This window comes from Chimaeribacter sp. YP20170169 (assembly GCF_056739715.1).
This window is the reverse complement of the sequence record NZ_CP176824.1, coordinates 1,293,891-1,316,217: the sequence shown is the minus strand read 5'-3', so window position 1 is coordinate 1,316,217 and position 22,327 is coordinate 1,293,891. Positions and strand designations below refer to the sequence as shown.

At 61.4% G+C, this 22,327-nt stretch carries 17 protein-coding genes and 1 tRNA gene; 10 read left to right on the top strand and 8 right to left on the bottom strand.

Annotation, left to right across the window (positions count from 1 at the left end):
- Positions 1 to 16 precede the first annotated feature (16 nt).
- Positions 17 to 721, bottom strand: a complete 705-nt coding sequence (rsuA, locus tag ACK3SD_RS05805) for a 16S rRNA pseudouridine(516) synthase RsuA (RefSeq protein WP_137762651.1) — start codon at positions 719 to 721, stop codon at positions 17 to 19.
- A 225-nt stretch (positions 722 to 946) separates the two neighbouring features.
- Here rsuA and radD point away from each other — a divergent pair, with 225 nt between their 5' ends.
- Both radD and rplY read left to right on the top strand, forming a co-directional pair.
- Positions 947 to 2,707, top strand: a complete 1,761-nt coding sequence (gene radD / locus ACK3SD_RS05800) for a DNA repair helicase RadD (RefSeq protein ID WP_481127071.1) — start codon at positions 947 to 949, stop codon at positions 2,705 to 2,707.
- A 137-nt stretch (positions 2,708 to 2,844) separates the two neighbouring features.
- Entirely contained in the window at positions 2,845 to 3,129 is a 285-nt protein-coding gene (rplY, locus tag ACK3SD_RS05795; RefSeq protein WP_137762649.1) for a 50S ribosomal protein L25, read from the top strand.
- Between the two features lie 92 nt (positions 3,130 to 3,221).
- On the opposite strand, the gene yejK is transcribed toward rplY, so the two are convergent.
- Positions 3,222 to 4,232 carry a nucleoid-associated protein YejK gene (gene yejK / locus ACK3SD_RS05790; protein WP_137762648.1) on the bottom strand — a complete coding sequence of 337 codons (1,011 nt, stop codon included), beginning with the start codon at positions 4,230 to 4,232 and terminating at the stop codon, positions 3,222 to 3,224.
- Between the two features lie 194 nt (positions 4,233 to 4,426).
- On the opposite strand from yejK, the gene ACK3SD_RS05785 reads away from it, so the two are divergent.
- The 7 genes from ACK3SD_RS05785 to ACK3SD_RS05755 all read left to right on the top strand — a co-directional run bounded on the left by ACK3SD_RS05785 (position 4,427) and on the right by ACK3SD_RS05755 (position 8,959).
- Positions 4,427 to 4,654 (top strand): YejL family protein, encoded by a 228-nt coding sequence (locus ACK3SD_RS05785; RefSeq protein WP_137762647.1) that lies wholly within the window; start codon positions 4,427 to 4,429, stop codon positions 4,652 to 4,654.
- 24 nt (positions 4,655 to 4,678) lie between these two features.
- Complete coding sequence (yejM, locus tag ACK3SD_RS05780) at positions 4,679 to 6,454, top strand: LPS biosynthesis-modulating metalloenzyme YejM (protein ID WP_481127070.1); 1,776 nt, start codon at positions 4,679 to 4,681, stop codon at positions 6,452 to 6,454.
- Positions 6,455 to 6,532: 78 nt separating this feature from the next.
- Positions 6,533 to 6,609: transfer RNA gene (locus ACK3SD_RS05775), tRNA-Pro, on the top strand.
- A gap of 266 nt (positions 6,610 to 6,875) precedes the next feature.
- A complete protein-coding gene (locus ACK3SD_RS05770) occupies positions 6,876 to 7,121 on the top strand; it encodes a DinI family protein (protein WP_481127069.1) in 246 nt (81 codons plus the stop codon).
- Between the two features lie 144 nt (positions 7,122 to 7,265).
- Positions 7,266 to 7,610: a DUF2502 domain-containing protein gene (locus ACK3SD_RS05765; protein ID WP_481127068.1), complete on the top strand. Its 345-nt coding sequence runs from the start codon at positions 7,266 to 7,268 to the stop codon at positions 7,608 to 7,610.
- Between the two features lie 629 nt (positions 7,611 to 8,239).
- Positions 8,240 to 8,455 carry a hypothetical protein gene (locus ACK3SD_RS05760; protein ID WP_137762643.1) on the top strand — a complete coding sequence of 72 codons (216 nt, stop codon included), beginning with the start codon at positions 8,240 to 8,242 and terminating at the stop codon, positions 8,453 to 8,455.
- Positions 8,456 to 8,572: 117 nt separating this feature from the next.
- Positions 8,573 to 8,959 (top strand): helix-turn-helix domain-containing protein, encoded by a 387-nt coding sequence (locus ACK3SD_RS05755; protein ID WP_137762642.1) that lies wholly within the window; start codon positions 8,573 to 8,575, stop codon positions 8,957 to 8,959.
- A gap of 52 nt (positions 8,960 to 9,011) precedes the next feature.
- On the opposite strand, the gene ompC is transcribed toward ACK3SD_RS05755, so the two are convergent.
- A complete protein-coding gene (ompC, locus tag ACK3SD_RS05750; protein ID WP_481127067.1) occupies positions 9,012 to 10,112 on the bottom strand; it encodes a porin OmpC in 1,101 nt (366 codons plus the stop codon).
- Between the two features lie 715 nt (positions 10,113 to 10,827).
- Between ompC and ACK3SD_RS05745 the strand changes: the two genes are divergently transcribed.
- Entirely contained in the window at positions 10,828 to 12,819 is a 1,992-nt protein-coding gene (locus tag ACK3SD_RS05745) for a DUF4034 domain-containing protein (RefSeq protein WP_481127066.1), read from the top strand.
- Between the two features lie 1,815 nt (positions 12,820 to 14,634).
- On the opposite strand, the gene ACK3SD_RS05740 is transcribed toward ACK3SD_RS05745, so the two are convergent.
- From ACK3SD_RS05740 to ACK3SD_RS05720, 5 genes are all read right to left on the bottom strand, one after another.
- Positions 14,635 to 15,165 (bottom strand): GNAT family N-acetyltransferase, encoded by a 531-nt coding sequence (locus ACK3SD_RS05740; RefSeq protein ID WP_481127065.1) that lies wholly within the window; start codon positions 15,163 to 15,165, stop codon positions 14,635 to 14,637.
- A gap of 3 nt (positions 15,166 to 15,168) precedes the next feature.
- Complete coding sequence (locus tag ACK3SD_RS05735; protein ID WP_481127064.1) at positions 15,169 to 15,438, bottom strand: type II toxin-antitoxin system TacA family antitoxin; 270 nt, start codon at positions 15,436 to 15,438, stop codon at positions 15,169 to 15,171.
- A 1,995-nt stretch (positions 15,439 to 17,433) separates the two neighbouring features.
- Complete coding sequence (locus tag ACK3SD_RS05730; protein ID WP_137762637.1) at positions 17,434 to 18,597, bottom strand: beta-barrel domain-containing protein; 1,164 nt, start codon at positions 18,595 to 18,597, stop codon at positions 17,434 to 17,436.
- A 9-nt stretch (positions 18,598 to 18,606) separates the two neighbouring features.
- A complete protein-coding gene (locus ACK3SD_RS05725; protein ID WP_481127063.1) occupies positions 18,607 to 20,757 on the bottom strand; it encodes a type I secretion system permease/ATPase in 2,151 nt (716 codons plus the stop codon).
- A 52-nt stretch (positions 20,758 to 20,809) separates the two neighbouring features.
- Positions 20,810 to 22,174: a TolC family outer membrane protein gene (locus ACK3SD_RS05720; protein WP_481127062.1), complete on the bottom strand. Its 1,365-nt coding sequence runs from the start codon at positions 22,172 to 22,174 to the stop codon at positions 20,810 to 20,812.
- Positions 22,175 to 22,327 lie beyond the last annotated feature (153 nt).

Genomic DNA, 22,327 nt, shown 5'->3' with positions numbered 1-22,327 from the left:
GCAGGCGTCAATGTCATCAGCGCGGCACGCCGACGCTGGCAATCTCATCGTCGGTCAGGGGGCGATACTCGCCCGGTGCCAGATCCTCATCCAGCGCAATCGCGCCGATGCGTTCGCGGTGCAGCTCCAGCACGCGGTTGCCGACGGCGGCGAACATACGCTTCACCTGATGGTAGCGCCCCTCGCGGATGGTCAGGCGCACCAACGTCGGCTCCAGCTGCTCCAGCTGCGCCGGCAGGGTCAGGTTCTTCTCGCCATGCAGCTGCACGCCGTCGAGGAACTGCTGCGGCGTCTCCGGCGACAGCGGCTGCTCCAGCGTCACCAAATAGGTCTTCTCGCAGTGGTGCTTTGGCGCGGTGATGCGGTGCGACCACTGGCCGTCGTCGGTCATCAGCACCAGCCCGGTGGTGTCGATATCCAGTCGGCCCGCGGCGTGCAGCTTGTACGCCACCGGCTCATCCAGGAAGTAGAGCACCGTCGGGTGATCGGGGTCATCCGTGGAGCAGACATAGCCCTGTGGCTTGTTCAGCATGAAGTAGCGCGGCCCGTTCTGCTGTTCGAGCGGGTTGCCATCAAATTCCACCACGTTCTCCGGCGTGAGCTTCAGCGCCCCGCTTTTGACGATCTCGCCGTCTACCGTTACGCGTTTGGCACGCAGCTCACGCGCCACCAGCGCCCGGCTGATGCCCAGTTGCTGAGATAAAAACTTGTCCAGTCGCATTAAATCTTTTACGCCCTTTGAGGAGCGGCCACGGTGCCTGCGGCCGCGCGCCATCGATGACAGCCCTCCCGAGGGGGTGGGAGGGCAATATGAACCCGCCAGTATAGCCGGGCTTGCCGCGCTATCATAGCCACGGGCGCGGGTTATCTGGCCGGGTCGCCATGCGGGCTGAAATTTGGCATACTGTTGGCTGAATTACCGCCCCCTTCTGTTGCAGGACACCCCATGTCATTTACCCTTCGCCCCTACCAGCGCGAGGCCGTTGAGGCCACGCTGAGCTACTTCCGCCGTCGCCAGGATCCGGCGGTGATCGTGCTGCCCACCGGGGCTGGCAAGAGTCTGGTGATCGCTGAGCTGGCGCGGCTGGCGCGCGGCCGGGTACTGGTGCTGGCGCACGTCAAGGAGCTGGTGGCTCAGAACCACGCCAAGTACCGCGCCTATGGGCTGGAGGCGGACATCTTCGCCGCCGGGCTGCAACAGAAGGCGAGCGCTGGCAAGGTGGTGTTCGGCAGCGTGCAGTCGGTGGCGCGCAACCTCGACCAGTTCGATGGCGCCTTCTCATTGCTGATCGTCGATGAGTGCCACCGCATCAGTGACGAGGATGAGAGCCAGTACCAGCAGGTGCTCAACCACCTGCGGCGCGCCAACCCCCAGCTGCGGCTGCTGGGGCTGACCGCCACCCCCTACCGCCTTGGCAAGGGGTGGATCTACCAGTTCCACTACCACGGCATGGTACGCGGCGACGAAAAGAGCCTGTTCCGCGACTGCATCTATGAGCTGCCGCTGCGCTACATGATCAAGCATGGCTTTTTGGTGCCGCCGGAGCGGCTCGACATGCCAGTGGTGCAGTATGACTTCAGCCGCTTGCAGGCCAACAGCAACGGGCTATTCAACGAATCTGAATTGAACCGCGAGCTGAAGCAGCAACAGCGCATCACTCCGCACATCATCAGCCAGATCATGGAGTATGCCGCTGACCGGCGCGGGGTGATGATCTTCGCCGCCACCGTCGAGCACGCTGGCGAGATCCACGGCCTGCTGCCGGCTGGCGAGGCGGCGCTGGTGAGCGCCCAGACACCGCCCGCCGAGCGTGACCGGCTGATTGAGGCCTTCAAGCAGCAGCAACTGCGCTATCTGGTCAACGTGGCGGTGCTGACCACCGGCTTTGACGCGCCGCACGTTGACCTGATCGCCATCCTGCGCCCGACCGAGTCGGTCAGCCTCTACCAGCAGATCGTGGGCCGCGGCCTGCGCCTCAGCCCCGGCAAGCAGGATTGCCTGATCCTCGACTACGCCGGCAACCCGCACGACCTGTTCACGCCGGAGGTGGGCGCCGCCAAGGGGGCCTCTGACAACCAGCCGGTGCAGGTGTTCTGCCCGGCCTGCGGTTTCGCCAACCTGTTCTGGGGCAAGGCGCTGCCGGACGGCACGGTGATTGAGCACTTTGGCCGCCGCTGCCAGGGCTGGTTCGAGGATGATGAGGGCCACCGCGAGCAGTGCGACTTTCGCTTCCGCGCTAAAAGCTGCCCGCACTGCGGCGCGGAGAATGACATCGCCGCGCGCCGCTGCCACCAGTGCAATCAGGTGCTGGTCGATCCCGATGACATGCTGAAGGCGGCGCTGAAGCTGAAAGATGCGCTGGTGCTGCGCTGCGGCGGCATGGCGCTGGAGAGCGGGCGCGATGACAAGGGCGAGTGGCTGAACGTCACCTACTATGACGAGGATGGCGCCAGCGCCAGCGAGCGCTTCCGCCTGAGCAGCCCGGCGCAGAAACTGGCGTTCCAGCAGCTGTTCGTGCGGCCGCACCAGCGTGCGCCGGGCGTGCCCTTTAGCTGGCAGAGCGCCGCCGACGTGCTGGCGCAGCAGGCGCTGTTCCGCCACCCCGATTTTGTGGTGGCGCGCCTGAAGGGGCACTTCTGGCAGATCCGCGAAAAGGTGTTCGACTATCAGGGGCGCTTCCGCCGCGCCAACGAACTGCGCGGCTAAGGCTATTTTCATTGCCGCGACAGGCGTAATCCGGTAAAATGCCGCCCGCTTTGCCGCCTGAAAAGGCGCAACGCTGAAATCTCCTACCTGTTGCTGGGTCGCCTGTAGCAGGGTTAATTTCTTAAAGAGAAAAAACAATGTTCACTATCAATGTAGAAGTACGTAAAGAGCAGGGTAAGGGTGCGAGCCGCCGCCTGCGCGCAGCTAACAAATTCCCAGCAATCATTTATGGCGGTACTGAAGCACCGATCGCTATCGAGCTGGACCATGATCTGGTTAAGAACATGGAAGCGAAAGCTGAATTCTATGGCGAAACCCTGACTCTGGTTGTCGACGGTAAAGAGACCAAAGTTAAAGTTCAGGCTGTACAGCGTCACCCGTTCAAGCCGAAACTGGCTCACATCGACTTCGTTCGCGCATAAGCAACGCAGTATGATGGCTCCGGGACGCCGGGGTTCGCCAAATAAAAAACGCCGCATCTGCGGCGTTTTTTATTGCCCTGAAAACAGGCTGGCTATTTGTCACCACCGCTCAGGCGGCGTTGCAGCTGGTCACGCAGGTTGGGCGGCGTGCCCTTGATGGTCAGCGTGTCGGTGGCCGGGTCCCAGAAGATCCGCTCGCCCATCAGCAGCGCGTCAAAGTTGATGCTCAGCCCGCCGCCGCTGCCAGAGAATTTGGTCAGCTGGCGCAGGGTGCTGCGATCCGCCGGGAAATTCTCCTCCAGCGAGTAGCCCTCATCCTGTGAGAACTGCTTGAAGTCGCGCTCGCCAATCGGTGGCAACGCCTGTGCCAGCTCCGTCAGCGCAATCTCCTCGCCGGCCTGCAACTGCTCGTTGCAGTAGCTGTAGACCTGCTGGCGATAGGCCTGACGCTCGTTCTTGTCCAGTTGCCCCTCGGCACAATAGTCATCCACCGCCTGCAACAGGCCACGGTTCTGCGCCTTGGTGTCCAGCCCCTCGGCCGCGCCGAGGAAATCCATGAAGAAGTCCGCGACCTTGCGCCCTACCCGCCCCTTCAGGAAGGTGAGGTAACGGCTCGACTCCGGGTTGGTCTCCCACTCGGTCAGATCGATGCGCGCCACGATGTCCGCATGGTTGATGTCCAGATAGTGGGTGCTGCTGATGTCGAGCTGCTCATTGACGCGCATACTTGGGCAGTTATCCAACACCGCAATCAATAGGTACTCCACCGCCAGGTAGCGGTACTGGCAAAACAGCACCACGCCACCGCTGGCGAACGGGTATTTGGCCAGCTCATCGCGCAGCCGGCCGGTAGCGGCGCGGGAGAAGGCGAGGAAATCGTCGTCGCCCTTGCGGCAGGCACGCAGCGCGTCAGCCAGCTCGCTCCCCTCATTGAACAGGCCATAGGCTTTGCTCTTGGCGCTGTAGACGCGGTGCAACTCAGCCATCATCTCATCCACCGCCGCATTGGTGGTAAGCAGGGAGTCGCGCAGGACCACCTCAAGTGTCTGCTCGTCCCGTTTGATCAACTGGTGTAGGGCGATCTGGCCGATATCCAGACTCATGGTGCTCTCCTCTCGTGGTGGGGTATGCCGTGCGCCGCGTATTCAAACACCGAAGGCGGCTGGCTGCAACTTAAAAGCGGGGTGCCGGGCGCAGGCTTACGCCCACGTCGCGTATAATGTTATAAAAGTGGGGAAACTCACGCGTCTATACGTTAAGATATTGGACTTTGTCAGGTTAAGAAGCACAGTAAACTATGCCACAATCATCCCGTTACAGCGACGAACACGTCGAACAACTGCTTGCCGAGCTGGTGAGCGTTCTGGAGAAGCACCGTACCCCGACCGATCTCTCATTGATGGTACTGGGCAATATGGTGACCAATCTGATCAATACCAGCGTTGCGCCGGCGCAGCGTAAACACCTGGCGCGCTCGTTTGCCGACGCGTTGCAGGCTTCAGTCCGCGACGATACAGCCCATTAAAACCACAGCCGCCCTGAATCCCGTATGGTGAACAATCGTCAGCGCTACCGCGAAAAAGTCTCCCAGATGATCAGCTGGGGGCACTGGTTCGCCCTGTTCAATATCCTGCTTTGCCTGGGGTTGGGCAGCCGTTACCTGTTTGTCTCCGACTGGCCCGCCTCGCTGGCTGGCCGCATCTACGCCTTCGTCAGCCTGCTGGGCCACTTCAGCTTCATTGGCTTCGCCGCCTACCTGCTGATCATCTTCCCGCTCACCTTCGTGGTGATGTCGCAACGGCTGTTGAGGTTCCTCTCCGCCGCCTTCGCCACCGCCGGGCTGACGCTGCTGCTGGTCGACAGCGAGGTCTTCACCCGCTTCCACCTGCACCTCAACCCGGTGGTGTGGGAGCTGGTGGTCAACCCGGAACAGGGCGAGCTGGCGCGCGACTGGCAGTTGATGTTCATCAGCGTGCCCGTGATCTTCCTGGTGGAGATGCTGTTTGGCACCTGGGCGTGGCAGAAGCTGCGCAGCCTTAACCGGCAGCGCTTCGGCAAGCCGCTGGCGATGCTGTTTATATTGACCTTCTTCAGTTCGCACCTGCTCTATATCTGGGCGGATGCCAATTTCTACCGTCCCATCACCATGCAGCGCGCCAACCTGCCGCTCTCCTACCCGATGACCGCGCGCAAGTTCCTGGAGAAACATGGCTTGCTGGATGCGCAGGAGTACCAGCGCCGGCTGGCGCAACAGGGCAAGCCGGAAGCGGTGGCGGTGGAGTACCCGCTGAACGCCATCACCTTCCGCGATGGCGGCAGCGGCTATAACCTGCTGCTAGTGACGGCAGAGAGCCTGCGCGCCGACAATCTGGCGCAGACCATGCCCACGCTGGCCGCGTTTGCCCAGCAAAATATCGCCTTCAGCCAGCACTACAGCGCTGGCAACCAGAATGATAGCGGCCTGTTTGGGCTGTTCTATGGCATTTCGCCGACCTATATGGACGGCATTCTGGCGGCGCGCAAACCCAGCGCCCTGATTGCTGCCCTGAGCAGCCAGGGCTACCAGTTCGGGCTGTTCACCTCGGATGGCTTCCGCTCGGCGCTCTACCGTCAGGCGCTGCTGGCCGACTTCTCACTGCCGGCCCCGGCCCCGCAAAGCGACCGCCAGACGCGCCAGCAGTGGCAACAGTGGCTGGCTAGCCGCAACGGCAACGCGCCCTGGTTCTCCTATCTGAGCTTCAACGGCATCAGTCAGGCGCTGGACAGTGACGGCAAGCCGCTCACTGGCAATGCGCTAGCGCAGCAGTACCGCCGCGCCGCCGGGCAGATGGATGAGCAGATTGCCGCGGTGCTGGAGAGCCTGCAGGCCAGCGGCCAGCTGGAGCGCACGGTGGTGGTGATCACCGGCAGCCACGGCATGGCGCTCGGTGACAAGGGCAAGCTGGCGAACGGCGGCAGCCGCCAGCAGTTGCAGGTGCCGCTGGCCATCCACTGGCCGGGCACGCCAGCACAGCAGATCAGCAAGCTGACCAGCCATGAGGATGTGATGGCCACGCTGATGCAGCGCCTGCTGCATGTGGAGACGCGCGCCGCCGACTACTCGCAGGGCGAGGATCTGTTCGCCGCACGCCGCCGCCATAACTGGGTGACCACCGGCGATCACGGCAACCTGCTGGTGACCACGCCGATGCAGACGCTGCTGTTGAGCGCTGGCGGCGACTACCGGGTCTACGATCGCGACGGCCAGGAGATGAAAAACGAGAAGCCGCAACTGGCGCTGCTGTTGCAGGTGCTGACCGATGAACGGCGCTTTATTGCTGACTAACTGCTTAAAACTAAAGCAGTCATTACGCCGCCCTCTTGCATTCGGGCCGGGAATCGGTAGTATAGTCGCCCATAGCGTCGGCATGTAGCGCAGCCTGGTAGCGCACCGTCATGGGGTGTCGGGGGTCGGAGGTTCGAATCCTCTCATGCCGACCAACTCTTTTTCCAGCCGTACCCGTTACAGCTGGATACCCCACAAAAAACCCGCACTCTCCTTGAGACTGCGGGTTTTTTGTTTTCCAGGATTTGGGGCTGGCGCGCCAGGCTGGCTGCCGTTCTCCCCGCCTCGATAGCGCCATCCATGCCCCTCCCTCTCCGCAAAAAAATTTTTGCCGCCGTCTGGCAAACTCTGGCGAAATGGCAACAACAACTGTATATTCGTCCACCTTAACACCCTAAATTGCCACATGTAAGGACGCGTCATGCGTGTAGAGCTGATTTACGACAAACGTAACGTTGCCGGGCTGCCAAATGCCCATGCCCTGATCACCGCGGAGCTGACCAAGCGGGTGCACCGGGTGTTCCCGGATGCAGAGGTTAAAGTGAAGGCGATGCAGGCCAACGGCCTGAACAGCGACGCCAGCAAGCAAGACAAGTCTGTACTGAACCGTCTGGTCGAAGAGATGTTCGATGATGCGGATGAGTGGCTGACGCACAACGACTATTGATCCATACGGTCGCGAAAAGGGTGTGATTCCTGTCACATCTGTTAAGAAACCGTAGGAGTGCGTAAAAGGGATAAAATCCTATAGCCGACGCTTTTTTTCAGCATTACTTTAGCCGCACCTGACGATCAGGCTGGAGTTAATACGATGAAAAAAACTGTCACGCTGTTCACCTTGCTCTCACTCTCCCTGCCGCTGCTGGCCCTTCCGCAGGTGTCACACGCGGACGTTGAGCTGGGTGTGGATGTGCCCGGCCTCTCCCTGCATATCGGGGATCAGGATCGGCGCGGTTACTACTGGGATGGCGACGACTGGCGCGACCCGGACTGGTGGCACCACCACCGCCACCATGAGGGCCGCTGGGTATGGGTCGAGGAGCCGCCCCACCATGGGCCGCCCCCGCCGCACTGGCATGATGGCTGGCGCGATGACGGCCCCCCGCACTGGCACGATGATGGCCCGCCGCCGGGCTGGCACCACGACCACGACTGACCCCTTTACCGGCTGCCGCCCGGCGGCCGGTTCACCTGCTCTCTTTCTTAAAATTCAGATTGTCTTTCGCGGTTTTTCTGAAAAGATATTGCCGGTCAATCTGCGTGGTCGCGTGAAAGGAGTGCGGGCGTATGAAACGGTTGCTGATGGTGTTGCTCTGTTTTGTGGCAGTGTGCGTAGGCGTCATTTCGCTGATGCAGAGCACCCCGCCCTGGGGTTAAGCGGGCGGCACGGCGGGCGGAAGCGCCCGCATGTCAACCGGTGAAAAGGCCCTGCTTCACCGCGCTGCTCGGCCGATTGCCCTCCCCTCCCGCAACGGATAATGGCAGCTCCTGTTTTGCCCCTGCGGAGGCTGCCATGCACCTGACCCCCACAACCCTCTGGACGCTGCTGATTGGCAGCTGCGCGCTGTTCTGGCTGGCGCTGGCCATGCTGGCGACCCACCTGTTTTAAGCAATCCCCGCCGCACTTTTTGTGGCAACTCGCAGAATTGCGATCCGCCCCTTCACAGCCAGGCATACCGGGCGGATACTAGTGGGCCGGCCTGGGGCGTCCCCTTGACGCCGCAGCCATGCCAGGGCACTTCGTCACGGCAGCTGTTTCCAGGCTACTGAAATCAAGGATGAAACATGCTTAAAACAAACTACATGCACCACACGGTCTACCAGCTTGAGGCGGGCGACCTGCTGACAGACTGTGAAAAGGGCAGCTACGCGGTATTTGATGAGGAGGAGGGTTGGTGGGTGGTCAAGGTGGAGGGCAACAGCGCCAATCCCCTCTCGACCGACCCGGTTGAGAGCCGCGCCGCTGCCTTCGATATTCTGGCCCGCCATTTGAGCCACTGACGATCTGCGCCGGGCGGCCACGCTGGCCCGGCGCATTTCCGCCCCCTCCCCCCGGCTCCGCTATTTCATAGAATTTGTGTATACTGCCCCTATACCTATTCAGAAACAGACAAACCCATGACACCAGATATCCATATCACCGTTGTCTGCGCCCTGAGCAAGTGGATTGAAAACCACCTTGGCCGTGTCATTCACTTGGAAGAGCTGGCTGAGTACTCTGGCTACTCCTTATGGCACATGCAGAAACTGTTCAAAGAGTCGACGGGCATTTCGCTGGGAAAATATATCCGCGAACGCCGTCTGGCGGGTGCGGCCTACCAGCTTAGCGCCAGTGACACTCCCATCTTTGATATCGCGATGGATTTTGGCTTCGGTTCGCAGTCACACTTCACCTATATGTTCCGCAAGCGCTTCAACATCACCCCGCTGGAGTACCGGCAGAACCCGGACATCACGCTGGACATCGCCCCGCCGCTGCATCTGGTGCACCAGAAATCCGCCTGATTTTGCATAAAAAAAGGGCCGGCATCGTGCCGGCCCTGTCAATTCATCAGGCTTAGAACTGGTAAACCAGACCTACGCCCACCACGTCATCGGTGTTGATACCGGCCGCGCGGGTGAACTCGTTGTCATCCAACAGGTTGATTTTGTAATCCACATAGGTGGACATGTTTTTGTTGAAGTAGTAGGTCGCGCCCACGTCCACATATTTCAGCAGATCCTGGTTGCCGAAGCCCTCAATGTCCTTGCCGCGTGATTGCAGGTAGGCCACGGACGGACGCAGGCCGAAGTCGAACTGGTACTGCGCCACCGCTTCCCAGTTGTCCGCTTCGTTGGCGAAGCCTTCAATGGTGCTGCTGTTGTCGCCAAAGCGGGTCGCGTTGTAGGTTTTGGTGTACATCGCCGCCAGATAGATGTTGTTGGCGTCATACTTCAGGCCGCCGGTGTAGGCGTCCGCACGGTCGCCGTGGCCATACAGGGCCGCGTTGTTCTGGTCGTCAGTGCGGTCAGAGCTGGCGTAGGCAGCCGCGGCGCTGATGCCGTTGCCCAGATCGTAGGAGAGCGAGAGGCCATAGCCATCGCCGTTGCTGTCCAGCACGCTGCGGCCATCTTCGCCGGAGCTGCTGCTGTTTTTGCCCTGATACTGCAGGCCGAGGCTCAGGCCATCCACCAGACCAAAGAAGTTGTTGTTGCGGTAGGTCAGCATACCGTTGCCGCGCTGCATCATGAAGTTGTCAGTACCGTAGGTATCGCCGCCGAACTCCGGCAGGACGTCGGTCCAGGCGCCCACGTCATAGATCACGCCGTAGTTACGGCCGTAGTCCAGGGCGCCATAGTCACCGAACTTCAGGCCAGCGAAGCCCACACGGGTGAAGGTGTCTGCGGAGCCTTCGGACTCGGCGTTGTTCAGCGCCACCTGGTACTCCCACTCGCCGTACCCGGTTAACTGGTTAGAGATTTGAGTCTCGCCACGCAGGCCGAAGCGCATGTAGGACTGGTCGCCATCGCTGCCGTCGTTGTCAGAGAAGTAGTGCAAACCGTCAATCTTGCCGAACAGATCCAGCTTGTTGCCATCTTTGTTATAGATTTCTGCAGCACCTGCGGTGCCGGCAACCAATAAAGCGGGAACCATCAGAGAGAGAATGCGGAGTTTCATTGTAATTTCCTCGATCGTGATGTCGGGCGTGCGCCACTGTTACCAAATAATAATTAAAGCCCGACAAGGCGAATTCATTCTCATGATAAGTGAATAATTAATCCAGAAAGAAAATGCTACCAACCTGGTGATAATGTTTCCTTGTTATAAATAAGCGTATCTGGTTGTAAAAATAAGTGCATTTTTCCAGCGTAAAAATAAAGGCAATAAAGCATCTTATGGTAAAGCAGGCGTGATAAATCATATAAAATCTTTATTTATCATATATTTAATTTATCGCACATTGTGATAAAGCAAATCTAAAAATTAACTATATACTTCCTCTCGCTATCATCATTATTTGTATTTATCTTCATTATCTCCGATAATTTGACTGTTTTTTGCACCGGCCTTTTGGCCGGTTTTTTATTGCCTTGAATAAGTAGTTATTCTGCGTGATTGATAATAACGGTAATCATCGATTAGTGCTGCGCAAATAAACGCCACTTCATCTTTAATGGAATAAATAATAGTCACTCCACAGGAAAATAGGCAACGTCCCAGCTTACACTTTATTTCCCTGATAAACAGTGCTGTTATTTTCTGCCCGCCACGCCTACGATGGCGCTTCTCGGAACATTCTGGCTGCGGCGCGCGGCCGCCATTACTTAGACTTATGCCGAGAAAATTCGCATAATCACGCCCTGACCGCCACCTGCCACCATAAAGGAACCGCATGCCACACCCTGACACCCAGCCCGATGAGATCCTGCGGGCGCGCACCCTGCTTCTGACCCGCCGCTTCGCCAAACTGGACGAGTGGCTGCTGATGCAGATGCGCGGCTGGCAGTCGCACAGCGATCCCCACAGCCCCTACGGCGTGGTGATGAGCATGGAGACCCTGTTCAGCGGCGGCGAGTTGGACGCGGCCGGCCGGCTAGAGCTGCTACAGGAGTGGGTGCTGCACTCACCGACGAGCTACCATGCGCGGGTGCTGCTCGGCATGTTCTGGCATGAGCAGGCGTGGGCGATCCGCAGCCAGGGCGACGAGGCCGAGATGCCGGACAGCCAGTGGCTGGGCGCGCAGCTCTGCTGTGACCATGCGGTGCTGGCGCTGCTGGACGTGGTGGCCTGCCACCCGCGCCCGACCCACGCCTTCCGCCACCTGATGACCCTGAGCGGCGGCTTTGGCGAGCCTTACTGGCTGCGCGCGCTGTTCGCTGGCGAGGTTCCGCTGCCACTGCACCAGAAATTCAAGTTGGAGAACAACCCGCTGTGGGCCGAGGGCGTCAGCTGGTTGCACCGGTTGGGCGCGGCCGCGCCTTCCGCCTGGCCGTCGCAGTTGCCGGCGTCGTTGCCGCCGCGTGAGGAGGCGGAGGCAGCGGTGGACTACTGGCTACGGCTGGCGCTGGCGGTGCGGCCGGGTGACAGCGGTACGCTGGAGTCGTGGCTGGTGTTCCAGACTCCGGCGTGGGGCGGCGATCAGGCGCGGATGGAGGAGGTGGTGGAAGGCCCGCTGATGGCGGCCTTTGATGAGGAGACGCGCCAGCGTTTTCGCGCCGAGGCGCTGTTGGCGGCGCTGGCTGGCGAGGTGGCTGAGCCGGAGAGCGACCGGGCGACGCAGTTGCAGCAGCGGCTGGCAGAGGTGCTGGCCGCCGATCTTGCCCCGGCGCTGCGCTGGCGATTGCTGGAGGCGGCCGCGCCCTGTCTGGCCTACTGGCAGGATGACGATGCTGCCGGGCTGGCCTGTTACGCCGAGATGCTGCCGCTGTGCCCGGAGGCGACGCCCTCCCCCTTCGCCACGCTGTTTATCTCGCGGGCGGTGCTGGCCTCTGGTGTGGAGGATGAGCACGGCGTGCTAGCGAGCCTGTTGCGGCGCGCCTGTGCCTTCCCCTCCGACGCGCTGTTGGCGGCTTTCGCGGCCTGCGCCAGCGCCCACGGGCTGTATGGCGTGCCGGAGAACCTGCGCCTCTCCACCTCGCTGATGGATTACGCCGCTTCCTTGCTGGCAGCGGATGGCGCACGTGAACAGACCGAGCAGCAGCAGATCACGCTCGCGCACGATATGGCGCTGCATGGCGATCTCAACGCCGCCCACACCATGCTGTTGGGGATGGCCCTGCACGGCAGCGCGTTGCACAGTTACGAGCTGTACCTGTTTTACCGTAACGCCTGGCACGAGGATGTGCCGGAGGCGTTGCAGAGCGCGCACGGGGCGATGCAGGCCGCTGGCCGCGCCGCCGAGGCCGGCATGGTGCCAGCGATGTTCGCTTACGCCAATGCGCTGCGCGAGGGCAGCGGTGGCGAGCCTGACTACGCCGGAGCGATGCGCTGGTATCAACAGGCGATTGCCGGTGGCGATCTGCACGCCCGTTACTGGCGCGCCACCTGGGCGCTGGAGGCTGGCCCGGAGGCCGATCGCCGTCAGGCGGTGGATCAGTGGTTGCCGGAGATTATCCGTGATGAGGAGAGCCGCACTCGCGCCGAGGCCGCCTGGTCGCTCGGCATGGCCTGGCTGAACGGTCTGGGCTGCGATCGCAACCGCTACATGGCGCAGCGGCTGTTTGAGCTGGCGCTCAGCTTAAACCCGGCATTTGACGAAGCGCGAAGCGCGCTGGAGAGCCTGAGCACCACCCTGCGCGGGCGGATGGCGCTCTGGCAGGATAAGCGGAAATTGAGTGACTCTCACGCTCTGGAGTCGGTGGGGCTAAGGGGCGAGGCCCCTTAATATCCCCGCTTGTTTTGGCATGGGGGATGCCGGTAGGCGGGGGAAAGGTTCAGGCATTGCGATTGCCTTTGGCCTCGCTAGGCCGGAGCAGGGTTTCGGTTGTTTGAGTTCCTTTGTCTACCTGTGCCTCGGAGCCTCAACCGAGCAGGGCCTGCCGGCGCGCCGGCCCTGCACCCGCGAGCGGCTTAACCTTCGGTTTGTCCTTGTCTTTTTCTGTCTTTGGCTTTCGTGGTTATTTTTGGCCTCGCTGGGGCCGGAGAAAGGTTTCGGTTGTTCGGGTTCCTTTGTCTACCTGTGCCTTGGAGCCTCAACCGAGCAGGGCCTGCCGGCGCGCCGGCCCTGCACCCGCGCGCTCTGGGTGCCTCGGCTAATTATTGCCCGCTACCGCGGGTTCCCTCCGTCAGCTTCCGGCCTGTCGGGCCGCGGCAGACGCGCTCCCAGCGCGACTGCCACTTTCGCGCACATCCCTGTGCGCTCACCCGGCCCGGAATCCTTCGTCGGCAATAATTAACGCCCCCACCTCCTCTACAAATTCTTGGCTATGTGAGGAAAGAGTTGGGGGGATTTTTATTTGTGGGGTGTTGTGGGTGAGGCTTGCTGTGGCCTGTTGTCGCGTTTAGGCCGGAGCAGGGTTTCGGTTGTTTGGGTTCCTTTTTCTACCTGTGCCTCGGAGCCTCAACCGAGCAGGGCCTGCCGGCGCGCCGGCCCTGCACCCGCGCGCTCTGGGTGCCTCGGCTAATTATTGCCCGCCACCGCGGGTTCCCTCCGTCAGCTTCCGGCCTGTCGGGCCGCAGCAGACGCGCTCCCAGCGCGACTGCCACTTTCGCGCACATCCCTGTGCGCTCACCCGGCCCGGAATCCTTCGTCGGCAATAATTAACGCCCCCGCCTCCTCTGCAAATTCTCGGCTATGTGAGGAAAGAGTTGGGGGGATTTTTATTTGTGGGTGTTGTGGGTGAGGCTTGCTGTGGCCTGTTGTCGCGTTTAGGCCGGAGCAGGGTTTCGGTTGTTTAGGTTCCTCTTTCTGCTTTGGCTCCCGAGCTTCAACCGAGCAGGGCCTGTCGGCGCGCCGGTCCTGCACCCGCGCGCTCTGGGTGCCTCGGCTAATTATTGCCCGCTACCGCGGGTTCCCTCCGTCAGCTTCCGGCCTGTCGGGCCGCGGCAGACGCGCTCCCAGCGCGGCTGCCACTTTCGCGCACATCCCTGTGCGCTCACCCGGCCCGGAATCCTCCGTCGGCAATAATTAACGCCCCCACCTCCTCTACAAATTCTTGGCTATGTGAGGAAAGAGTTGGGAGGGTGATTTTTATTTGTGGGGTGTTGTGGGTAGAGCTTGCTGTTGCCTGTTGTCGCGTTTAGGCCGGAGCAGGGTTTCGGTTGTTTGGGTTCCTTTTTCTACCTGTGCCTCGGAGCCTCAACCGAGCAGGGCCTGCCGGCGCGCCGGCCCTGCACCCGCGCGCTTTGGGGGAATGGCTAATCATTGCCCGCTCTCGCGGGTGACCCTCGCTGCGTCTCCGGGCTTGCGGGCCGGCCCAGACGCGCTCCCGGCGCGGCTGGCCCTTTCGCGGGCGTCCTGCCCGCTCACCCGGCCCTACGCCTCCACTCGGCAATGATTTAACGCCCTCACCTCCTCTGCGCGCTGTAAGTATGTGAGGAAAAAGTTGGGGGGTGATTGTATTGGAGGGTGGGATGTGCCCGCTCACCCGGCCCTGCGCCTCCACTCGGCAATGATTAACGCCCCCACCTCCTCTGCAAAACCTCGGCTATGTGAGGAAAGAGTTGGGGTGATGTTTTTTTGAGGGTGCGATGCTTTTGCTTATTCGTCTTTCTCATCAAACAGCTGTTCGATAGATTTGGTCGGATAAAAGAGGTAGTTCTCACTCTCTCCCTCGAGTTGTGTAAAGCCCAATCTCAGGTAGAAGTTTTTCGCATTTGCATTTAGCGCTTCGACGAACATTCCGTGAATGCCAACGGCCTGTGATGCCCGGTAAACGACTTTCATGGCATGGGCGACAAGCAACTCTCCCCAGCCTTGCCGATGGATGTTCTTATCAATTGCCAGGCGACCCAAGGTCACGCTTGGGACGTTCTTGTAAGGCACTCGCCTTTGCTGCGTTTTGCTTGGAAGAAAGGTCTTTTCAAAGCAACTTCCTGACAATGTGTAGTACCCCATGACACGCGGCTTTTCCTCTCGCGTAATGAGCATATAGCCACGTAAAACTTTATTGTCGTGCTGGCGTTTTAGGTGCTCAGTAAGAAAATTATTGAGGTACGCTTCACCGCAATCGAAATTGCTTAAATCATATTCAACTTCCTCAGAAAAAATCTCTACTTTTAAACCGTCCACTTATCACTCCATTTCTTGTAGACGCTTGGCTGCTCGTTTCAACCGGCTGTTTGGTTCTGGTGGGTTATTGATGGCATCCTGAACCAAGTTCCATGACTGCTCGCTGAGGATCAGGCGGCGGTGCTGGTCAATAATTTCCGCTGCACGTTGAGAGGCCGTGTTGACCATGAACTGTGAAATGGACTGGTTAGTCATTGCCGCGGCTTCTTCGATCAGGCTTTTGTCGTTTTCGTTTAGTCTCAAATCGATGCGCTGTTTCTTCAAGGTTGACATGTCTTTCTCCTCGACCGCCCGTGATGAAGGGAGGACGGTGACTCCTCGTTACGAACCATAAGGCTCTCTCTATTTTTTAGACGCTATGCCTACTATTCTATCAATATCAAATGGTGTACGGAATTATGCCGTACAAACATGGTAGGGTTTCATAGGTGGGAACTCAACACTTATTGTGCTTTAAAAAGGTACAAGCCAGAGTAATTCTCATACCTGTCGAAACGCATAATTAACATTTATAATCAATTAGTTATTGTAATTACATTCAGTAGATTAACAATATAACTATTCACCCATTGCCGAGTGGAGTCGCAAGGACAGGTAAGCGGGCATATCGCTCAAGAAAATCACCCCAACTCTTTCCTCACATAGCCCAAGGATTTGCAGAAACGGTGAGGGCGTTAAATCATTGCCTAGTGGAGGCGTAGGGCTGGGTGAGCGGGCAGGACGCCCGCGAAAGGGCCAGCCGCGCTGGGAGCGCGTCTGGGCCGGCCCGCAAGCCCGGAGACGCAGCGAGGGTCACCCGCGAGAGCGGGCAATGATTAGCCATTCCCCCAACGCGCGCGGGTGCAGGGCCGGCGCGCCGGCAGGCCCTGCTCGGTTGAGGCTCCGGGATACAGGCAGACAAAGGAGCCCAAACAACCGAAACCCCTCTCCGGCCCCAGCGTCGCCACAGGCACCCGCCATTCCCACCCACAACACCCCACAAATAAAAACTCCCCTACTCTTTCCTCACATAGCCAAGCATTTGCAGAAACGGTGGGGGCGTTAAATCATTGCCGAGTGGAGTCGCAGGGCCGGGTGAGCGGGCAGGACGCCCGCGAAAGGGCCAGCCGCGCCGGGAGCGCGTCTGGGCCGGCCCGAAAGCCCGGAGACGTAGCGAGGGTCACCCGCGAGAGCGGGCAATGATTAGCCATTCCCCCCAAAGCGCGCGGGTGCAGGGCCGGCGCGCCGGCAGGCCCTGCTCGGTTGAGGCTCGGGAGCCAAAGCAGAAAAAGGAACCCAAACAACCGAAACCCTGCTCCGGCCTAGTGAGGATACAGGCAACAACAATGCCCTCACGACACTCCACATATATAACGAACTCCCCTATTCCTTCCTCACATAGCAAAGGATTTGCACAATGGTGAGGGCGTTAATCATTGCCGAGTGGAGTCGCAGGGCCGGGTGAGCGGGCAGGACGCCCGCGAAAGGGCCAGCCGCGCCGGGAGCGCGTCTGGGCCGGCCCGCAAGCCCGGAGACGCAGCGAGGGTCGCCCGCGGGAGCGGGCAATGATTAGCCACTCCACCCCAACGCGCGCGGGTGCAGGGCCGGCGCGCCGGCAGGCCCTGCTCGGTTGAGGCTCGGGAGCACAGGTAGAAAGAGGAACCCAAACAACCGAACCCCCTCTCCGGCCTAGCGCGGCCACAGGCACCCGCCATGCCCACCCACAACACCCCACAAATAAAAACTTCCCTACTCTTTCCTCACATAGCCAAGAATTTGCAGAAACGGTGAGGGCGTTAATCATTGCCGAGTGAAGTCGCAGGGCCGGGTGAGCGGGCAGGACGCCCGCGAAAGGGCCAGCCGCGCCGGGAGCGCGTCTGGGCCGGCCCGAAAGCCCGGAGACGCAGCGAGGGTCACCCGCGAGAGCGGGCAATGATTAGCCATTCCCCCCAAAGCGCGCGGGTGCAGGGCCGGCGCGCCGGCAGGCCCTGCTCGGTTGAGACTCCGAGGCACAGGTAGAAAAAGGAACCCGAACAACCGAAACCCTGCTCCGGCCTCAGCGAAGCCTCACACAACAAAGAAGCCAAAGCAGAAAAAGACATGAACAAACCGAAGGTTAACACGCCCCCGCCGGCAGGCCCTGCTCGGTTGAGGCTCGGGAGCACAGGTAGAAAGAGGAACCCAAACAACCGAAACCCCTCTCCGGCCTAGTGAGGCCAAAGGCAATTGCAATGCCTAAAAATCTTTCCCCCCCCAGCGGGGGCTAAACGGGGTCACCAGCCCCCCTCCTCACCGTTCCCTCAACGACTCCTTCACCTTGTTCAATGGCTTCAGCAGATAGTCCATCACACTCTTCTGGCCGGTCTTGATGTCCACGGTGGCGACCATCCCCGGCACGATGGGGAACTGGCGGCCGCTGCGGTTGGTCAGGAAGGCGCGGTCGGTGCGGACGTAGACGCGGTAGTAGAACTGGTCACGCTTCACCTCGTCCTGGATGGTGTCGGGCGAGACTGTCTCCACCTGGCCCTTCAGATCGCCGTAGATGGAGGAGTCGTAGGCGGTGATCTTCACCGTCGCCGGCAGGCCGGGGCGGATGTAGGCGATGTCGCGCGGGTTGATGCGCGTCTCAATCAGCAACTGATCCTCAATCGGCACGATCTCCATCAGCTTGCCGCCCGGTTGCAGCACGCCGCCCACGGTGGTCACCTGAATGTCCTTCACGATGCCGCGCACTGGCGAGAACATCTCGGCACGCGTCACCTGATCCTCCTTGCCGGCCATCACCTGCATCTCGGCCTCCAGATCGGCGTTGTTCTTCACCTGCTCCTCGCGCGCCTTCACCGCGTACTGGTTGCGCGCCTCATCAATCTTGCCGCGGATCTCGCTGGCCTGCCGCCGCAGGCGGATCACCTCCACCTGCCCCGCCGCGCCCTTGGCAACCAGCGGCTCGGTCATGCGCAACTCCTGCTCTACCAGCCGCAACGAATCCTGCAAGTTCTTCACCGTCTCGTCGCGGTTCTGCTTGCGCGACAGATAGAGCTGACGCTCGCGCGCCACCAGCTCCGGCGACTTCATCGACTCGGCGCTGAACACCAGCGGCGCGCCGGTCAGTTCGGCGCTCAGGCGCTCGGCAGAAGCACGCAGAGTGCGCACCCGCGCGGCCGCCTCGCCAAAGTTGGACTGGAAGCGGGTCGGGTCGAGGCGCGCCAGAATCTGCCCCTTATTGACGATGCTCCCCTCCTGCACCAGCAACTGCTTGATCACGCCGCCGTCCAGGCTCTCAATCTGCTGGGCGCGGCTCGAGGGCGTCACCTTGCCGGTGCCGACCGTCACCTCATCCAGCACCGCAAAATAGGCCCAGACAAAAAACAGCACCAGCGCCAGCAATGAGAGCCAGATAATGCCGGAGACGCGCTTCTCCTGACGTTCAAAATCATCCGTTATGAGGGTCATACAGGCTCCTTATGCCGCGCCCTGGCGCGCTTTGGCGGCCGCGGCCTGAGTGGCAGCGGCGTTAGAGAGGATCTGGTCACGCGGGCCATCGGCCACCACGCGGCCGTTGTCCATCACCACGATGCGATCCACCAGCTTCAGCAGTGCCGGGCGGTGGGTCACCAGCACCAGCGTGCGGCCGGTCAGCCAGGTGTGCATCTGGCGCAGCACGTACTCCTCCAGCTGCTCATCCATCGAGGCGGTTGGCTCATCCATCAGCACCACCTGCGGGTTGCGCAGTACCATGCGGCTGATCAGCACCATCTGCTGCTGGCCGCCGGAGAGGCCGCGCCCGCCCTCGTTAATGATGCGATCGAGGCTGGCGGCGTCCTGCTGCACCATGGTCAGCGCGCCACTGATGCGCAGCGCCTGCAACATCTCCTGATCGGTGGCGTGCGGGTAGCCCAGCATCAGGTTCTGGCGCAGCGTGCCGAAGAACAGCCGCGAATCCTGCGACAGGTAGCCCAGCTGGCGGCGCAGGTCGGCTGGCTCGACGCGGGTGATGTCCACGCCGTCGATGATGATCTTGCCGCCGGTCGGTGTCGCCTGACCGGAGAGCAATTTCAGCAGCGTTGATTTGCCCGCCCCCACCTTGCCCAGAATCGCCACCCGCTCGCCGGGCTTGATCTCCAGCTTGCCGATGCCCATCACGTTCGGCCCCTGCTCCGGATCGTAGGCGTACTGCACGTTGCTCAGCTGGTAGTGGCCACTGAGCGCCGGGCAGTGCGCCAGCACCTCCTCCTCTGGCCGGTCGAGCGGCTTTTTCAGCAGCTCATCCAGCCCCTTCATCGCGCTCTTGGCGTGCTGCCAGCGCGAGAAGACCATTGTCAGCTGCATCAGCGGCGCGATGGTACGTGACGAGAGCAGGCTGGCGGCCACCAATGTCCCGGTGGTGATGTCGCCCTGCAACACCAGATAGACGCCGAACACCAGCATCCCGGCGTAGGTGAGTTGCTGCACGGTAGAGGCCCAGCCGGTCAGGCGCGCGCCCCACTGCCGCTGCTTGATGCCGATGGTGGCCCCAACGTCGTGGTTCTGCTCCCACTGGCGCTGGAAGTAGGGTTCGGCCTGCAACGCCTTGATATCCTCAATCCCCTCAATCGACTCCACCAGCACCGCGTTACGCAGCGCGCCCTCACGCATCCCCTCCTGCGCCAGCTTCGCCATCGGGATCTGGATCAGCAGGCCGGGAATGACGATCAGCGGGATCGCCAGCAGCGGGATGATCACCAGCGGCCCGCCGAGAAAGGCCATGATGCCAAGGAACAGCAGCACGAACGGCATGTCCGCCGCCGCACCGACGGTGGTGGAGGTGAGCAGCTCGCGCACCTGATCAATCTCGCGCAGCTGGGCGATAAAGGCACCGGTGGACTTGGGCCGCGCCTCGTTCTTCATCGCCATCGCGCGCGAGAAGAACATCGACGACACCTTAAGGTCGATGCGTTTGCCCATCAGGTCAGAGACGCGGGTACGCATCAGCCGGATGCCATACTCAATCGCCGCCGCCAGCAGCACGCCGACAAACAGCACCCACAAAGTTGGGAAGGACTCGGCGGGAATAACGCGGTCATAGACCTGCATCGAAAACAGGATGCCGGCCAGCGCCAGCACGTTGCCCACCACCGAGGCCAGCGAGATCTCGGCGATGCGCCGCCCGGTGCCGCGGAAGTTGTGCCAGAACCAGTGCTTGCGGTAGGGCTGCACGAACTCATCGATGCGCCCATCGCGCCCGCGCGCCGCCACGCCCACCAGCACCACATTGCCGTCGCCCTGCGACAGCAGGCTGGAGAGATCGGCCTGACGCATGATGTCGCCGCCATCCTCCATCCAGTAACCGGCCTGCCCCTGCTCATCCAGCGTCTCGATCACCGCGGTGCCGCCATGCTCCAGCACCACAATCGCTGGCAGCACCTCTTGCCGCCAGCGCACGCGGTCGCGGTTGACGATGCTGACCTGCAATCCCATCAGGCCGCTCAGGCGGTCGAGCTGGCGGTTCCAGGGCAGTTGCTCAAACCAGCGCATCTGCTGGCGCAAAAATTTTGGATCGGCGGGCTTGCCAAAGATCTCGGCGGCCCGGACCATCGCCGCGATCCAGGCGTCCGTTGAGGCTGTCGTTGTCATCACACTCTCCATTCACGGGCCGCGCGCCCTGCGCCGGCCCGAAGCAATAAGGTCACAGGGCTGGCAGGGTGTCGCCAGCCTGTCGCTGCCGGTCAATTCCCAGCATGTCGAGCAAATTGTCCACGGCAGCGGCGTAGCGCACCGTGCCGTCCCAGCCGTCATAGAGCGCGCCAATGCGCATGGTGTCCGCCTGGAACACATCCTGCTCCACCGTCAGCAGGTCATTGAGGCTGCGTTTGCTGAGCTTGTACTCATCCTGATAGACATCGCGGGTGTGGGTGGCGCTGGCATACTGGTCGTCGCCGGCGCGCTGGCGCTGCTGCGCGCCCACCATGTCCGCATAGGCCGTGGAGGCCTGTTGGTTAATGTCAAGTTTAGCCTTCTCCACCTCGGCCTGCGCCGCCTCGCGCTCCCCCTGTGCCGACTCCACTTGCGCGCTGATGGCGCCGCCTTGGTAGACCGGGGCGTCCAGCACCAGCTGCACCTGATCGTCCCAGTAGGAGCGGGTGTCATTCTCATAGCGGGTGCGGCCCGCCTGCACGCGGATGGTGGGCCAGTGCTGCGCCTGCTGGGCGCGCACCCGCTGGATGGCGGCCTCCTGCCGCGCCTGCGCGCTGCGCACCAGCGAGCTATTCTGGTAGGGGATGCGCGCCAGCACCACCTGCTGGTTGAGCAGGCTGCGCGGCAGATCCGGCAGATTGTCAGAGACCACGCCGGTCAGCACCGTCAGCTGGGCGGCGGCGGAGCGCTGCTGGGCGCGGTACTGCTCCAGCGTGGCGCGCATCCCGGCGATGCGGGTCTCGGCCTGCAACACGTCCGACTGCGAGCTAAGCCCGGCGTCGGCGCGCAGCCGCGCGGTGTCGCGCACCCGCTCCAGCGAGGTGATGTTGTCCCGCGCCGCCACCACCAGCGCCTGATAGCGTTTCACCTGCAAATAGGCCTGAAGCGTGCTGAGGCCGACGTCGGTCATGGTGCTGAACAGCGAGTAGCGGTACGCCTCGGTCAGCCGCTCCTGCTCATCGATGCTGCCGCCGGTCTTGCCAAAGTCATAGATCAGCTGGCTTAGCTCAATGCCGCCGGAGGCGTTGTTGTTCAGCTGCCCGGCGGAGTCGGTCTGGTTGGAGCGCCCCGTCGCGGCGTTGAGGGAGATTTGCGGGAACCAGGCACTGCGCGCCTGTTTGAGGTCGCCCTGGCCGACGTGGATCTGTGCCGCCGCCGAGGCAATTTGTGGGTTGCGTGCGAAGGCCCGCAAGATGGCCTCACGCAAAGAGAGGCTGGCGCGCGCCTCCTCGGTGGGCGCCGCCTGCCATTGGAATTCCGGTTGTGTTTCGGCGTGGGCGCTGCCCGTCGCCAGTATCCCTGTTACCCATAACGTGCTGAGCACAATCCCAGCACAATGCCTGCCTTTTTTGGTCATTACCGACGCTACCCTCTCTTCGGTGATCTCGGTTGACCGCCCGGCCAACCTGCCGGGCGGCCGCTCTGCTTTCCATACTTAATCGGGGCCGGACAGTGCCCGGCCCCTTGCGTCAGACCTTTCTCTTCCCAGCCGGGGCCGTCGCCCCGGCGA